A 14,242-nucleotide genomic window follows, 5' to 3' on the forward strand; every position below is an offset into this window, starting at 1 on the left:
CCGCCGGGCGTTGAGCTAGTCAAAAAAGAAGAGGCGGGTTATCCCGCCTCTTCGTCGCATCACCCGCCAGAATTCAGAAGCGGAACCTGCGGGTCAATTCGCTTAAATGATGCGCCAGGGTGCTGAGATCTTTACAGGCACTGGCCGTCTGGGCGGTACCCTCCCCAATTTCCGTCGACAAGGTATTGATGTTGATGATGTTGCGATTCAGGTCTTCAGCGACGGAGTTCTGCTCTTCGGTCGCCGTCGCGATATGCGTATTCATATCCGAGATATCCGCCACCGCGCTGGCGATGGATTGAATGCTCTGACCAGCCAGTTCGGCCTGATGCACGCATTGTGCTGCCATCTGCTGTCCCTGCTGGGTGGCCTGCACCGCCTCGCTGCCGCGGGTTTGCAAGGTACCGATGATGGTATTGATCTCTTGCGTTGACTGCTGAGTGCGTTGTGCCAGCGTGCGGACTTCATCGGCGACCACGGCAAAGCCGCGACCCTGTTCACCGGCGCGCGCAGCTTCAATCGCGGCATTCAGCGCCAGCAGGTTCGTCTGGTCGGCAATGCCGCGGATGACCTCCAATACTACCCCGATACGGCTGCTGTCCTGGGCCAGGGCATCGACGACGCGAGAAACCTGTTCCACTTCCTGAGCCACTTTTTGGATGGTCTGTATCGTCTCGTTGACGACCCGCCCCCCATTCAAGGCCTCCTGATTGGCTTGTTGGGCGGCGGAGGCCGCTTGGGTCGTGCTGCGTGCCACTTCGTTCACCGTGCTGCTCATCTCGTTCATTGCCGTGGCCAGGTAGGTGATTTCGCTCTGCTGCCGCTGTTGGCCCGACGCTGATTGTGCGGCAATGGTGCTGACCTCTTCGGAGGCACTGCCAACCTGTTCGATGGCAGAGGAGAGTTCCTGTACCAGATTGCGCAGGTTCTGTTGCATGCGGCCGAATGCGCGGGCCAGGGTGCCAATCTCATCCATGCTGAAGCGGCTGTAATCCAGTGACGAGGTGAGGTCGCCGTTGGCCACCTGCTCCGCCTGGCCGAGCAGGCGTTGCAAGGGGGTGCGAATCAGGCTGCCTAAGCCCCAGGCACACAGAGCGACCAACAACAGCGATATGGCCATCAGGCTCCAGATCAGCACCTGTGCCTCGGCAAACAGGCGATCCCCTTCGGCGCTGGCATCGTTGGAATCCTGTTGCCGGGCTTTCAGCATGTTGCTCACCTGCTCCTTGAGTTGCCGGAACAGGGCATCACTCGGACCATTGAGCAGCGCGGCGGCCTCTGCCAGCTTGTCCTGACCGTTCAGGGTAACGATCTGGCGATGGTTCTGTTCATATTGTTGCCACAGTTGTCTGACGGTATTAGCCTCGGCCTGCAAGTGTGGTTGCGTGGCCATCTGTTCCATGCGGGCAAAGGCGGCATTGAGAGCGGCTTCGTCGCTTTGCAGGCGTTCGGCATATTTGCTCGCGCTTGCGGCGTCATGCTTTTCCAGCAAGCGCAGCTGGCGGCGGCGAAAATCGGATAGTTTGACGTCGATGGTGGTCACCGCCAGCAGACGCGGCAGGTGTTGTTCAACGATGACGGTACTGCTGTAGTTGACGACATCCAGCTGCCGCAAACTGAAGAACCCGAGCAGGAGCACGATCAACGCCATCAGGCCGAAGGCCGCCAATAATTTCTTGCCAATAGGCAGATTGATGAAAAAGGACATAACCATTCCCTGTACTAAATGTGGACTCGTTTAGCATAGTTCACGGCATTGGCAATTTGAGGGCGGTGTGAAAAATGCGACCGCTGTCGTTACCGACGCAGGCTGAACAATGCCGGTCTGACTGCTAGAATGGGTCGGCACTTGAGGCGGTTAGGGAAGACCGATGCGATTAACAAGACAAATAGTGGCCTTGCTGTGCCTCTGTGTGATGGGCGCCGTGCTGATGGTGTTGATCACCGGCTCCTTCAGCCTGTACGCCATGACGGATCGCTACCAGCGTGATGAGCTGCGCGCGCTGGTGCGCGTGTTTGAGCAGGAAGTCCTGCTGACCGCCCATGCGCCGAGGATCCAGGCCTGGTTGCCCCCCATGCTGCAGGCCAATGCCGTACAGGAGCTGACGATCACCCTGGAGGATGCGCCTCTCTATCACTATGTCGCGCCGGAACAGCCACTAGACCGTCAGGCGCTACAATCGGTTTTTCTGGCCGGCGAGCGCTATCCGGCCCTGCATATGCACTTCCAGATCCAGCCTGCCTTGTCCATCCTCGGCAATCAGCTGTGGCCGTTGCGGACTCTGGCCCTCGGTATCGGATGTGTGGTGCTGGGGGTCTGGTTGGCGCTGCGCTGGTTGCGACGTCAACTGAAGGGGGTTGAGCTGTTGGCGCGGCGCGGACAGCATATTCTCAGCGGCGATCCGGGCAAGTTACGCCATGAGTTGGCGTTAGAATGGCCTCCGATAGTCAGTGCGGCCCTCTCGCATCTGCAAAGCGAGCTGGAAGATGCCAAGAAGGAGCGGAGTCGCTTCGATACCTTCATCCGGCGCAACGTGTTTATCGACAAGCAACTTGGGATCGGTAATCGCATCTTTTTTGACAATCGGGTCGAAGCCGCGCTCAGCGATGCCGAATACAGTGCCGGAGCCATGATGCTGCTGTCGATTGATGGTGTGGATCTGCTGAAAAAAGCCCAAGGAGAAGAACAGGCGCGGGCCCTGCTGCTACAGGCCAGCGAGGTGACGACCACCTTTATTCAGCGCTTCAGCGGAGCGGTTCAGGCCCGCTATGCCGGTGATACCCTGGCGTTGCTGTTACCCAACTTGTCGAAGCAGGAAACCCTGACCGCAGCCGAGCAACTATGGCGCCAGCTCGTGCGTCTTGACTGGCCGACACCGCTTGATCCGGAACGGCAACTGTTCATCGGGGCCGTGTGTTATCAACCCGGTGAATGGCTGGCGCAAATCGAGGAAGAGGCTGAGATGGCGCTGCGTGGGGCGCGATTGCAGCGCGAGGGCGGCTTTTTCTTGTACGACAAGGTGCTGCGTGTCGAGGCGAATGGCAAGGGTAGCGTGCGCTGGCGCACGTTACTGGAGCGACAATTCGGTCGTGGGCAACTGACCTATCAGCTGCAAAGTGCCTGGAGCAGCCAGCCGGCCGAACCCATGTTGCATGAGTTGCTGGCGCGTCTGCCGGATGGCCGCGGCAATCTGCTGACGGCGGCCAGCTTTGTCACCATGGTGGAAAAAGTCGGCATGCAGCGTGAACTCGATCGTTTGATGTTGGGTAACGCCCTGGCGTTATTACCGGGCGATAACGGCGTGCCACTGGCCTTGAATCTGCATCCCCTGAGTCTGCTTGACGGAGCGTTTCGGCATCAACTATTAATGGCCCTGCTGCGCATTGGTAAGCGACGCGCCAGTCGGTTGGTCATCGAGCTCAATGAGTCGCTGGTGAGTCGCTACCTCGACCCGTTACGTGGGCCGTTGCGAGAGTTGCGTCTGCTCGGTTGTCGTCTGGCTGTCGATCACGCGGGACAGGATGTGGTCAGTACTCACTACATCAAGGAGTTTGAGCTCAGCTTCCTGAAAATACATCCCAGCCTGGTACGTGATATCGCTTCGCGACCTCTGAACCAGATGGCGGTGCGCTCTTTGGTCGGTGGATGCCTCGGTCAGACCCAGGTCATCGCCGTTGGCATCCAAAATGAGCAGGAGTGGCAGGTGCTACAGTCTCTGGGCGTGTCAGGCGGGCAGGGTTTCTGGCTGGATCAGGTGATGCAGGGTGATTTGCGAGCATTGAGCGCGCCCAGAGGATGATGAGGCGCATATCTCGGGCATCTGACTATTCAGGTTTGGTTAGGCTTGCCCTATTATGTTTTTTTTTTATGGGTTTCGGGTGAAGCATGCAGATGATGAGTCGGCTATTTCGGCGCCAGAGCGCACGACAGTCTGTGACGTTGAGTCTTAGCCAGGATCGCGTTCTGCTAGGGTGTTGCCAACCCGAGCCCAAGTTCGAGCAGGAGCCTTGTAGCGGCCAGAACGACTGGGGGCGCGCGATCGCTGATTTGTTGCAGCGGACCCAGAACAGTGGTGCCGACGTGCGGGTACTGCTATCGGCATCACTTTATCAGCAAGTCCAGATCGAGAAACCGGATGTGCCGGAGGAGGAGTTGGCAGGAGCGTTACCATGGGCGGTAAAGGACTTTGTCAACGAGCCGGTACTGCAGTTAGGCATCGATTACTACCACCTGCCGTCAAATCCGGCCAGTCGGCCCCGTCTCGCCGTGGTCTGTGCCAGCAAGGCGCGTTTGCAGCTGGTGGCGCATGCGGTCAATCAGGTGGCGGTGTTGCAACAAATTAGCACCGAAGAGTTGGGCCTCGTCGATCTGCTCGGCCTGCAGGAACCACTGCAACTGTTGCTGTTCCAACCTCCCGGCCAGGATCTGCAGTTGTTAGCCGTCTGTCGCGGCCAACTGTGCTTTAGCCGGCAACTGCGGGGTTTTGCTCGTCTGGCGCAGCAAGGTTTCGATAATTTGCAGCCGGATCTGCTGGATAATCTCTCGCTGGAAATTCAGCGCTCGGTGGATTATCTGGTCGCTCAGCTCAAATTGCCCGCAGCGAGCATGCTGCACGTGGCGATTGCCTCGCCGGATTTGGGGGGGCTGATTCGCCATCTGGCCGCCAATTTTTCTATGCCGGTGCAGGCGATGGCTAACCCCGCTGTTGCCGCTGGGCTGGAATACCTGCCGCTGTTTGGCAACTTGCAGGTTCTGGAGGTCGCGTGAAGTATCGGATCAACCTCTACAGTGAAGATTTGAAACCGCAACGGCAGTGGTTGTCGTTGCTCAATTTCAGCTTGTTGTGGGCGGGAACGCTATTGGTATTGCTGGCGAGCGGTAGCGTGATGGCACTCTGGCTGCATCAGCAAGAGGGTATCCACCGTGAGCTGAGCCTGTCACATAATGCTCTGCAGCTGGAACGAGACCGGTTGCAGGCTGAGCTGAATCAGCGTCGCTCCGATCTGGGTTTGCAACAGCGTTATGAGGCCAGTCAGGAGGAGTTGCTGTCTCGTCAGCAATTGTTGGAGGTCCTGCAAGGACGAGCGCCGTTACGCAGCGCCGGTTATGCTGCCGTGCTCGAAGATTTGGCCCGCGTTCGTGTTGCTGATATCGCCCTCGAGCGTATCCAGTTGCAGGCGGACATGATGTCGTTGCAGGGGGCGGCGCGCAGCAGTCCGTCGGTTCCGGCATGGGTCAGCCGTTTCTCATCTGCGAAGTCCTTGTCCGGACGTGCGTTTGCTGAGCTGCAGCTGACTCGCAACCCGCAAGGGTTGTTGCAGTTCCGTCTCAACAGTCTCCCCCCGGAACCGCCCAAAGCGAAGGGAGCCAAATCATGAGTGCTTACTGGCAAATGCTCTCTGCCCGCCTGGATGGCCTCAGTGCGCGTGAACGCATGTTGACGCTGTTGGTGGGGTTGGTGCTGATGATCCTGCCGCTGTATACGTTTTGGCTGGAGCCAAGTTGGTTGGCCCTGCAACGAAAAGAGCAGGATAACCAGCAACTACAAGCAGCCATACGGCTGCAAGAACAGGAAAACCGGGCATTAAGCGAAGCGCTGCTGCAGGATCCGAATCTAAAACTGCGCGAGCAGATGGCGCTGACCCGAGAGCGGATCGCCCAATTGGATGCTCAATTGCAGTCGCAGATGGTGGATTTAATCCCGGCGGCACAGATGCCGGGATTGTTGCAGTCGATGCTGGCACATTCCGAGCACCTGACGTTGCTGGAGTTGAAGTCTTTGCCACCGCAACCGCTGATGGATGGTGACAAGGCGCTGCCGCTGTATCAGCATCGCATTCGCTTGCATCTTAAGGGGCGTTACTTTGACCTGCTGCAATACCTCAGGACACTGGAGGCATTGCCAGGACATTTTTACTGGCAGGCTCTGGACTATCAGGTCCAACGGTATCCAGACGCCAGCATAGTGCTGGAATTATATACGCTGAGCGATAGCAAGGAGTTCATCCGTGGCTAGAGGGTGCCTTATCTTACTGCTCGCTTCACTGTCCGCTGCCGCAGGCGCGGACACCCTGGTGGATCCCACCCAACCCTTAACGGGGGCGACATCCACCGCGGGTTCCGGACAACAACGCCAGTCACTGCCGGCGCTGCAAGGCATTGTCATGTCCTCTTCAGGGCGTTCGGCCATGCTAAATGGCCAGAGTGTGCGTGTTGGGCAGTCGGTGGCTGGGTATCGTGTGTTGGCGATCCACACGGGAAACGTCATTCTGGAACGCGATGGTCAGCGCCATTCGCTTTCCCTTTATTCAGATAAGGTCCGCATTCAATGAGCAAGTTGCCGATACCGTTTACGTTTCTCGCCCTGGCTATCTGGATGACGGGGTGTGTGACATACCAGCATCCGAATCCTGAGGAGGCCAAAGCGGCGCTGAAGGATGCGCACCAGACGGCCACGCTGGCGGTTCCAGATGCAGTGCAGGCGGAATTGCTGCCCAGTACCCCGATTCTGCCCCAGAGCCGGGTTTATGCACCTGAGCGCCGCTTCAGGGTGGCGGCCAAAGATGTCGAGGCCAGCGAGTTTTTTGCTTCCTTGATGAAGGATGGGCGCTACAGCGTGGCCGTGCACCCCGGGGTATTAGGGCGTATTAGCCTGGATTTGAAAGAGGTGACCCTGTCCGAGGTGCTGGATACAGTGGCCAGCATGTACGGCTACGACATCCGCCGGCAAGGCGCTGTCTACCATGTCTATCCGGCAGGACTGCGTGCGGAGAGTTTTCCGGTCAACTATCTGATGTTGACGCGCCAGGGTAAGTCCCGCACCAGCATCACCTCTGGCGGTGTGACAGAACAAAGCAATAGCAACAGCAGCTCATCGACGAATAGCGACAGCAGTGCCTCTTCTGATCAAAGCAGTAGCAGCGCGAATAACAATGGCACCATGATCGAGACGGGCAGCCGCAGTGATTTTTGGAAAGAGCTGGAAGTGGCACTGCAAAATTTGGTCGGCAGCGGTAACGGACGTGCAGTCATCCTCAATCCTCAGGCGGGACTGGTGACCGTGCGCGCCATGCCGGATGAACTGTCTGCAGTGCGTGACTTCCTGACGCAATCCGAGCAACACCTCAAACGTCAGGTCATCCTCGAGGCCAAGATCGTCGAGGTCAAGCTCAACGAAGGTTACCAGCAGGGGATTGAGTGGAATAACCTCAGCGCCTCCTGGAATACCGGAAAAGGGGTAACTGGAGGAACGCTGGTCGGGCTACCGGCGGTGACGGACAAGATCGCCACCGCGATCGGGGGCGGTGCCGGGTTGCAGTTTACCGATGGCAATTTCGATATGGTCGTCAATTTGCTGAAGACGCAGGGCGATGTGAATACCCTGTCCAGCCCGCGCGTCACGGCCACCAATAACCAGAAAGCGGTGATCAAGGTGGGCAGTGATGAGTACTTTGTCACCAACGTTTCTACCGACACTGTGACGAGTAGCTCCAATAACGTGGTGTCACCGAATATTGAACTGACACCGTTTTTCTCCGGTGTGGCGCTGGATGTGATGCCGCAAATCGACGGCGATGGCAATGTACTGTTGCACATACACCCTTCGGTGATTGATGTTTCCGAGCAGGAAAAGACCATCCAGCTCGGTTCTCAAGGTGGCACGGCAAGCACCTATACGCTGCCCCTGGCCTACAGCAACATCCGTGAGTCCGACACAGTCGTGCAGGCCAAATCCGGTGACGTCATTGTGATCGGTGGCCTGATGCGGACCAACAAGGAGCAGGTGGTCAGCAAGGTGCCTTGGGTCGGTGACATCCCGTGGGTCGGTGAAGCGTTCACCAATCGCAAGGATGCGACCTACAAGACCGAGCTGGTCATCATGCTGAAACCTCAAGTCGTGGAGGCAGGTACCTGGCAGAAGGAGCTGGAGCGATCCAACCAACTGCTGGAAAAATGGTATCCGCAGGAGCGATAACGAGCGTGTATCAAGAGCACTTTGGTTTGCAGGCCGCGCCCTTTAGCCTGACCCCGAATACCGGACTCTATTACGGTTTGCCTCCCCATGAAGAGGCGATGCAGGTATTGCGCATTGCCTTGGCGGGGGGGGAGGGCTTTATCAAGGTGACGGGTGAGGTTGGCACCGGTAAGACGCTGCTGTTGCGCAAGATGATGGCGGAATTGGCGGCGAGCCATCAGGTCATCTACTTGCCGAACCCCTATCTGGCGGCTGACGAATTGCGGATGGCGCTGGCCCATGAGCTGGGCTTGACGCCTGAGCATGGCGACCTTGCCGTGACCGATGCTATCCACCGGCGTTTGGTCGAGCTGCATCGTGACGGGAGGCCGGCCGTGTTGTTACTGGATGAAGCGCAGGCGTTGCCCGATGCCAGCCTGGAAGCGATTCGGCTGTTTGGCAACCTGGAGACCGAATCCAGCAAGCTGCTGCAGGTGGTTCTGTTCGGACAACCGGAGCTGGATGGCCGCTTGCGCTCCGATGACCTGCGCCAGCTCAGGCAGCGCATTACGTTTTCTTACCGGTTGCGGCCGCTGTTGCGCGATGAAACCCGCGCCTACCTTGAGTACCGTCTCTCGGCCTCCGGTTATCGCGGTGTGCCGGTGTTCAGTGCCGCCGCGGTGCGACGCCTATGGCGGGCCAGTCGGGGTATACCCCGTTTAATCAATATATTGGCGCACAAGAGTCTGATGCTGGCCTATGGTCAGGGTGAGCGTCGGGTCGGGACGGCGCTTGTCAACGCCGCCATCAAGGATACCGAGGATGCCAGCACCACCATCCCCCTGCACTGGTGGCTGATGTGGGCTGTGCTGGCCGGCATCAGCCTCTGGTTGTTACGAGGTGCATTATGAGTGTCATCAATACGATGCTGAAGGATCTGGAGCAGCGCCAGGCCGCCGCTGGACATGGCCGCTATCAGCCGCCGCGGCGTGCGCCATGGTGGCCCTATCTGCTGCTGACCCTGGGCATGATGGGGGCAGCCGGAGGCGGGGTATGGTGGTGGCTCGACCGCCAGGCCATGGTGACGGATGCCGGGAACACGCCTGCGCAGCGTGCAGCCACAGACGCCAGCAAGACAGTGGCACCTGCCGCTGCAACCCCGGCAGCGCCGCAACCGCTGGTGGCACCCATGCCAATCACGGCGTCTGCGGGGAGCATGACCTCCGCGGCGCCGCAGCCGGAGACTTCATCCGCCGTCGCCGCGGTCGTGCCGCCAACGCCGCGGGCCGTGCTGACAGATAGCGCGGTATCCGCAGCCGAGGCCGACACTGTGACCATCAATGCGACGCCGTCCACGCTGGGCAGTGATGAGGCTTTGCTGGGGCCGGATGAGGGGCCTCAGGTTACGGAGGCCTCACTCCTGGCCGAAGGCGTATCAGCACAGGAACCGCAAGGCGAACTGCATATCGAAGAACAGCATTTGACGGCGGAACAGACGGCCGCCTTGGAGCGCAGCAAAGGCATGCAGGCCATGGCGCGTGGGGATCTGGCGCTGGCGCGAGAGGCCTTTGAACGCGCGTTGGCGAGCACCCCTCGGGATCGCGAGGTCCGGGAGCGTCTGGCCAGCCTGCTATATGGCGAGGGGCGCCTGGCCGAGGCGAGACAACTGGTACAGGAGGGCACGCGACTCGACCCCGGTTATGCCGATTTTCGCCTGCTGCAAGCACGGTTGGCGTTGGCGATGGGAGATAAACCCGGCGCACTACAAGTGCTGAGTGTGCTCGATCCTGTCGTGGGTCCAAATCAGGATTATTACGCCACGCGCGCCGCGCTGGCGCAGGAATTAGCCCAGTTCGACCTGGCTACCCGCAGTTACCAGCAGTTAACACTGGTGCAGCCCAACGAAGGGCGCTGGTGGTTGGGGCTGGCCATTTCACTGGATAAACAGGGACGAACCATGGCGGCACAGGATGCGTATCAGCGAGCCTCGGGGCTGAATCTCAGCCAGGCATCCCGTCAGTTCGTGTTACAACGTTTGCAGCAACTGGAGTCCTGACGATGGCACAACCCCGACTCAGAATGCGACTCGGCGACTTGCTGGTTGCCGAGCACATTATCGGTGATGACCAGTTGCAGCTGGCGCTGCAGCAACAGCGACAGACCGGGCGCAAGCTGGGTACGACGCTGATCGACCTGGGATTCATTGGTGAGGAACAACTACTGAAGTTCCTTGCGCAACAGCTGGCGATTCCTTTTTTCGACCTCTCCAAGCTGACCATTCAGCCACAGGCAGTCCAGCTGATACCCGAGGTGCATGCCCGCCGTTATCGAGCTCTGGCCGTCAATGTCAGTGGCGATGAGGTCACAGTGGCCATGTCGGATCCGGCTGATTTAGCCGCGCTGGACGCGCTGGCCGCGTTGGTGAGTCCGCGCCAGATGCAGTTGGCGGTGGCCCGGGAAGCGCAGCTGCTGCAGTATTTTGATCAGCTTTATCGGCGGACTCGCGAGATCGAGAGTTTTGCCGAGCAGTTGCAGGAAGAGTACCAGGCCACCGACTTTGACATGGGGCTGGCCGAAACTGCAAGCAACGAGAGCGAAGCGACCATCGTCAAGTTGTTGCGTTCGGTATTTGAAGATGCCGTTCAGGTGCGGGCGTCGGACATTCACATCGAGCCGGATGAGAAGGTGCTGCGCATCCGTCAGCGTATCGATGGCGTGTTGCACGAGAATATTCTGAATGAGGTGCGCATCGCCCCCTCTCTGGTGCTGCGTCTGAAGCTGGTGGCCGGGCTGGATATCTCCGAAAAGCGTCTGCCGCAGGATGGCCGTTTTAACATGCGGGTGCGCGGCCATGACATTGATGTGCGGATTTCGACCATGCCGGTGCAGCATGGCGAATCGGTTGTCATGCGGTTGCTGGATCAGTCGGCAGGGTTGTTGTCTCTGCATGATACCGGTATGCCTCAGGCGCTGTTGCAGCGTTTTCGTCGCCAGCTACAGCGGCCTCACGGCATGATAGTGGTGACCGGACCGACCGGGAGTGGCAAAACCACGACCCTGTATGGGGCGCTTTCCGAACTCAACCAGCCAGGTAACAAGATCATCACGGTTGAAGACCCTGTCGAGTATCGACTGCCTCGCATCAACCAGGTGCAGGTCAACGCCAAGATTGGCCTCGACTTTTCGACGGTCCTGCGTGCCACGCTACGTCAGGATCCTGACATTCTGCTGGTGGGTGAAATGCGCGACCAGGAGACAGTCGAAATTGGCCTGCGTGGTGCCATGACGGGTCACCTGGTCTTGACCACCCTGCACACCAATGATGCGATCTCCAGTGCTTTGCGCCTGATGGACATGGGGGCACCCGGCTATCTGGTGGCCAGTGCCTTGCGGGCGATCGTCGCCCAGCGGTTGGTGCGGCGTGTCTGCCGGCATTGCCACACTGTGCATGAGGTGGACGCCTCGGATATGACCTGGTTGGTGTCACTGTTCGGCGACGTGGCAAGTCAGCAGACGTTCTATCGCGGGCGAGGCTGTCAAAGTTGCAACTTTACCGGCTATACCGGCCGTATCGGGGTGTTCGAACTGCTGGAGCTCGACCAGTCGATGATGGATGCCTTGCGTGGTGGAGATCCGGAACAGTTTGCCCGCGCCGCGCGCAACCATGCCGAGTACAAACCTCTGGTGACGATGGCGTATGAATATGCCACCCAGGGGATGACCACGGTAGATGAAGTGTTGCGGCTGGCCGAGGTTGTCAGCTGATGCCAACTTACCAATATCAAGGGCGCAATGGCCGTGGTGAGGCCGTCAACGGTGCCGTGGATGCGCCGAATGAAATGGCCGCCGCAGAGATATTGATGCGGCGCGGCATTCTGCCAACGGCATTGCGTGCCGGGAAGGCCGCGCGGCGGAACATAGAATGGAGCCAGTTGCTCGAGGGGGGGGTAGACCTTGAGGATCTGGTGATGTTTACGCGCCAGATGTATGCGTTGACCAAGGCCGGTATCCCGATCATGCGTGCCATTCATGGTCTGGCGGAGTCGTCACACAACAAGCCATTGCGCAAGGCGTTGCTGGCGCTAGAAGCCGAGCTGGGCAACGGGCGTCCGCTGTCGCAGGCCATGCAATCCCATCCGCGTATTTTCAGTAGTCTGTTTATTGCCATCATTCACGTGGGTGAGAATACCGGCCGCCTCGAAGAGGCATTTTTACAGCTATCCAACTACTTCTCGTTGGAGCTGGAAACACGCAAGCGAATCAAGGCAGCGCTGCGCTATCCGCTGATGGTGATCATGGCGATTGCGATTGCATTGGTGATTTTGAATCTCAAGGTGATTCCGGTATTCGCCAGCATGTTTGCCAAGTTTGGTGTCGAGTTGCCGTTGATGACGCGCTTTCTGCTCGGCATGTCGGCGCTGTTTGTGAACTGGTGGTGGTTGATGGCGGCGGGGGTGATCCTGATCGTCGGCGGTTGGAGCTACTGGATCCGCACCCCCTCCGGCCGATTAATCTGGGGGCGTTGGCAGATGAAGATGCCGATTATTGGCAGCATCATCACCCGTTCCCTGTTGGCTCGCTTCGCCCGCAGCTTTGCCATGATGCTCAGAGCCGGGGTACCGCTTAATCAGGCGCTGAGCCTGGTGGCGGATGCGGTGGATAATGCGCATGTGGCCTTGCGGATCCGGGATATGCGCTCCGGCGTCGAGCGTGGCGAGAGTCTGTTGCGATGTGCTGCGGCCAGCCAACTGTTCACTCAGCTGGTGATGCAGATGTTCGCGGTCGGTGAAGAGACCGGTCAGGTCGAGGAGCTCATGCAGGAGGCGGCAGACTATTACGAGCGCGAGGTCGATTACGATCTCAAGACGCTGACGGCCCGCATCGAGCCGATCCTGCTGGTGATTGTCGCCTGTATGGTGCTGGTGCTGGCGTTGGGGATCTTTACACCGATGTGGGACATGTTCAGTGCCGTACAGGGCAAGGGGCACTGATGTCACAACAGGAGGAGGCCAATCGTGATGCGCTGGGCTTGTTGCGCTTTTGCCTCTACCTGTTGGTTCTGCTGTTGATTGTCGCGGCGCTGGTTTCGCGTTTTGATGGCGTCTCCGAAGGCGTGCGCGGTGCCAGCTTGCAGGAGTTGGCCCGGCAGATGAACGAACGAGTACAGTGGGTTCATGGCGAGTGGATGATGACCAACCGTCCTGCGCGGGTGTTTGTCACGCGGCCAGATGGTCGCCGTCAAGGATTTGCGATGAGTCTGCAGGGATGGCCACGACAGCCTTTGCCGGCAGATGAGCCGTCACCTTGCGGGCGCCTGTGGCAAGCGCTGCTCGATGAACCCTCGACGCAGCCATTGCGCGTCGAGGCGTTGGATCACGGATGCCTCTTTCGGCTGGATGAGCAGCGCTTGATCTATGATTGGCAGACGGGTGGTATCAATTTGGAACCCTGAGCCGTCATTCAGACTTGCGCCGACTGTGATTCGTCGCGCAGGCGCACGTTATTTAAGGTAAGGCGTGGTTCTATTAAGTTGTTGTTTGATATGCTGGGTTTATGCTGACCGGGCAACTGGCAGATAGGGGTGGTGAGATAATGTACAGAAATGTTCGACAAACAGGCTTCTCATTGATCGAGCTGGTCATCGTGATAGTGGTGCTGGGGATACTGGCGGTCACGGCATTGCCACGTTTTCTGGATGTCACCGAAGAAGCCAAGAATGCCAGTGTCGAAGGGGTATCGGGTGGGTTTGCGACCGGTGCGCTGCTGGTCCGTGCCCAGTGGGAGGCCAAGGGGCGCAGCAAGGAAGGCGGGCTGAATACGATTTTGTATGATGGCAATCGCTTCTACCTGACGACACCCACGGATAGCGAAATAGAAAATGGCGAAATTTCACCCGGTTATCCTATCGATACCGGTGCGAGCAGCAGTGTCGATGTCACGCCTTCCGGGTTGACGGCGGCGCGTTGTCTGAATATCTGGAATGGTTTGATGCAGAATCCACCGAAAGCAACCGATACGTTCAGCTCGGTGGTGGACAGTAAAAATGACCTCAAATATTACGTTTCGGTAGATGGGAGCGGCAATGACTCCCTGTGCCGTTACTATCTGGTGAGCGCCCTCGACAAGACCTCGGATGGCGGCTACCAGGATCCCAACAATCGCACCGACAAGTACAAGAGCTTCAGCTATCGTCCGGCATCGGGGCAGGTTGTTACCCATATCAACAACTGATCCGTGGCCGCGGATCAGCTTGATAAACAATGAACTAAAACAGTAAGGAAAAAAAA

General features: G+C 58.6%; 13 protein-coding genes. 12 read left to right on the forward strand and 1 reads right to left on the reverse strand.

Annotation, left to right across the window (positions count from 1 at the left end; all coding sequences use genetic code 11):
- Positions 1–73: 73 nt before the first annotated feature.
- Positions 74–1,708 carry a methyl-accepting chemotaxis protein gene (locus ACFOSS_RS03550; protein WP_377150672.1) on the reverse strand — a complete coding sequence of 545 codons (1,635 nt, stop codon included), beginning with the start codon at positions 1,706–1,708 and terminating at the stop codon, positions 74–76.
- Between the two features lie 163 nt (positions 1,709–1,871).
- Between ACFOSS_RS03550 and ACFOSS_RS03555 the strand changes: the two genes are divergently transcribed.
- From ACFOSS_RS03555 to ACFOSS_RS03610, 12 genes are all read left to right on the forward strand, one after another.
- Positions 1,872–3,800 carry an EAL domain-containing protein gene (locus tag ACFOSS_RS03555; protein ID WP_377150673.1) on the forward strand — a complete coding sequence of 643 codons (1,929 nt, stop codon included), beginning with the start codon at positions 1,872–1,874 and terminating at the stop codon, positions 3,798–3,800.
- 95 nt (positions 3,801–3,895) lie between these two features.
- Positions 3,896–4,768: an MSHA biogenesis protein MshI gene (locus ACFOSS_RS03560; RefSeq protein WP_377150675.1), complete on the forward strand. Its 873-nt coding sequence runs from the start codon at positions 3,896–3,898 to the stop codon at positions 4,766–4,768.
- On the forward strand, positions 4,765–5,379 hold the full coding sequence (locus tag ACFOSS_RS03565; protein ID WP_377150677.1) for a PilN domain-containing protein: 615 nt from the start codon (positions 4,765–4,767) through the stop codon (positions 5,377–5,379). Before ACFOSS_RS03560 ends, ACFOSS_RS03565 begins: the two co-directional genes overlap by 4 nt.
- Positions 5,376–6,017 (forward strand): MSHA biogenesis protein MshJ, encoded by a 642-nt coding sequence (locus ACFOSS_RS03570; RefSeq protein WP_377150678.1) that lies wholly within the window; start codon positions 5,376–5,378, stop codon positions 6,015–6,017. The genes ACFOSS_RS03565 and ACFOSS_RS03570 overlap by 4 nt, the downstream gene beginning before the upstream one ends.
- The gene (locus tag ACFOSS_RS03575) at positions 6,010–6,333 is read left to right on the forward strand and encodes an MSHA biogenesis protein MshK (protein WP_377150679.1); all 324 of its coding nucleotides are present in this window, start codon (positions 6,010–6,012) and stop codon (positions 6,331–6,333) included. Before ACFOSS_RS03570 ends, ACFOSS_RS03575 begins: the two co-directional genes overlap by 8 nt.
- On the forward strand, positions 6,330–7,976 hold the full coding sequence (mshL, locus tag ACFOSS_RS03580) for a pilus (MSHA type) biogenesis protein MshL (RefSeq protein ID WP_377150680.1): 1,647 nt from the start codon (positions 6,330–6,332) through the stop codon (positions 7,974–7,976). The genes ACFOSS_RS03575 and mshL overlap by 4 nt, the downstream gene beginning before the upstream one ends.
- A gap of 5 nt (positions 7,977–7,981) precedes the next feature.
- The gene (locus ACFOSS_RS03585) at positions 7,982–8,866 is read left to right on the forward strand and encodes an ExeA family protein (protein WP_377150682.1); all 885 of its coding nucleotides are present in this window, start codon (positions 7,982–7,984) and stop codon (positions 8,864–8,866) included.
- Complete coding sequence (locus ACFOSS_RS03590) at positions 8,863–10,011, forward strand: tetratricopeptide repeat protein (protein WP_377150683.1); 1,149 nt, start codon at positions 8,863–8,865, stop codon at positions 10,009–10,011. Before ACFOSS_RS03585 ends, ACFOSS_RS03590 begins: the two co-directional genes overlap by 4 nt.
- A gap of 2 nt (positions 10,012–10,013) precedes the next feature.
- The gene (locus ACFOSS_RS03595) at positions 10,014–11,720 is read left to right on the forward strand and encodes a GspE/PulE family protein (RefSeq protein WP_377150684.1); all 1,707 of its coding nucleotides are present in this window, start codon (positions 10,014–10,016) and stop codon (positions 11,718–11,720) included.
- Complete coding sequence (locus ACFOSS_RS03600) at positions 11,720–12,946, forward strand: type II secretion system F family protein (protein WP_377150686.1); 1,227 nt, start codon at positions 11,720–11,722, stop codon at positions 12,944–12,946. Before ACFOSS_RS03595 ends, ACFOSS_RS03600 begins: the two co-directional genes overlap by 1 nt.
- Positions 12,946–13,407 carry a hypothetical protein gene (locus tag ACFOSS_RS03605; protein WP_377150687.1) on the forward strand — a complete coding sequence of 154 codons (462 nt, stop codon included), beginning with the start codon at positions 12,946–12,948 and terminating at the stop codon, positions 13,405–13,407. The genes ACFOSS_RS03600 and ACFOSS_RS03605 overlap by 1 nt, the downstream gene beginning before the upstream one ends.
- 140 nt (positions 13,408–13,547) lie before the next feature.
- Positions 13,548–14,186: a type II secretion system protein gene (locus ACFOSS_RS03610; RefSeq protein WP_377150689.1), complete on the forward strand. Its 639-nt coding sequence runs from the start codon at positions 13,548–13,550 to the stop codon at positions 14,184–14,186.
- The last annotated feature ends 56 nt before the right edge of the window (positions 14,187–14,242 follow it).

The organism is Pseudaeromonas sharmana, assembly GCF_042649925.1.
Taxonomy (GTDB): Bacteria; Pseudomonadota; Gammaproteobacteria; order Enterobacterales; family Aeromonadaceae; genus Pseudaeromonas; species Pseudaeromonas sharmana.

Coding starts and splice junctions, on each gene's coding strand:
- ACFOSS_RS03605 (WP_377150687.1), top strand. CDS start 12,946: ATGTCACAACAGGAGGAGGCCAATCGTGATGCGCTGGGCTTGTTGCGC.
- ACFOSS_RS03560 (WP_377150675.1), top strand. CDS start 3,896: ATGAGTCGGCTATTTCGGCGCCAGAGCGCACGACAGTCTGTGACGTTG.
- ACFOSS_RS03550 (WP_377150672.1), bottom strand. CDS start 1,708: ATGTCCTTTTTCATCAATCTGCCTATTGGCAAGAAATTATTGGCGGCC.
- ACFOSS_RS03570 (WP_377150678.1), top strand. CDS start 5,376: ATGAGTGCTTACTGGCAAATGCTCTCTGCCCGCCTGGATGGCCTCAGT.
- ACFOSS_RS03590 (WP_377150683.1), top strand. CDS start 8,863: ATGAGTGTCATCAATACGATGCTGAAGGATCTGGAGCAGCGCCAGGCC.
- mshL (WP_377150680.1), top strand. CDS start 6,330: ATGAGCAAGTTGCCGATACCGTTTACGTTTCTCGCCCTGGCTATCTGG.
- ACFOSS_RS03555 (WP_377150673.1), top strand. CDS start 1,872: ATGCGATTAACAAGACAAATAGTGGCCTTGCTGTGCCTCTGTGTGATG.
- ACFOSS_RS03610 (WP_377150689.1), top strand. CDS start 13,548: ATGTACAGAAATGTTCGACAAACAGGCTTCTCATTGATCGAGCTGGTC.
- ACFOSS_RS03600 (WP_377150686.1), top strand. CDS start 11,720: ATGCCAACTTACCAATATCAAGGGCGCAATGGCCGTGGTGAGGCCGTC.
- ACFOSS_RS03595 (WP_377150684.1), top strand. CDS start 10,014: ATGGCACAACCCCGACTCAGAATGCGACTCGGCGACTTGCTGGTTGCC.